General features: G+C 28.7%; 1 protein-coding gene and 1 pseudogene. Both read right to left on the reverse strand.

Annotated features, from left to right (window positions below; all coding sequences use genetic code 11):
• A pseudogene (locus GQX97_RS15240) lies at positions 1–149 on the reverse strand (phage tail protein); the annotation flags it as partial.
• A gap of 34 nt (positions 150–183) precedes the next feature.
• Positions 184–453 (reverse strand): hypothetical protein, encoded by a 270-nt coding sequence (locus tag GQX97_RS14495; RefSeq protein ID WP_157152375.1) that lies wholly within the window; start codon positions 451–453, stop codon positions 184–186.
• Positions 454–534: the final 81 nt, after the last annotated feature.

A 534-nucleotide genomic window follows, 5' to 3' on the forward strand; every position in this document is an offset into this window, starting at 1 on the left:
TATTTTCCTTTAACATCATCACTTGTAAAATCTACTCTCTCATCTCTGCTCTTTGTCTTAGCAATTCTCACTTTATATGAAGAGCCGTTTATAATATTTAATCCCTCTTCATCTTTCATTAAATTTCCTTTTATATCAAATATACTCATATAATGAACCTTTTATAATTTTAGTTAAAAAATTTTATGCAGTTGCCTCAAGAACAACGTTTTCTAATATATCTCTGTCTTCAACTGTTATAGTGCCTTGCTTTATGTTATATCCTTCCAAACTCACCTCATATTGAAGAGTTTCCCCTCTCTTATGTGCATCAAAATATTTATCTTCTCCGTCTATCTTTATAACGGCATTTGAAGGAGTAGAAACAATTTTTACTTTATAAACATTGCCTCTTAAACTTAAATAATCTTTTACCTTTTGATTAACTCTCTCAATATTTCTGAAAAACTTCATCTTCATAACTCCCAGTCATTATTTTAAAATTTATATAAAGAGAAAAACTCACCCCCCTAATAGATGAGAAATCATTAAACT

The sequence above is a fragment of the Brachyspira sp. SAP_772 genome (genome assembly GCF_009755885.1).
In the GTDB taxonomy this organism is placed as follows: Bacteria; Spirochaetota; Brachyspiria; order Brachyspirales; family Brachyspiraceae; genus Brachyspira.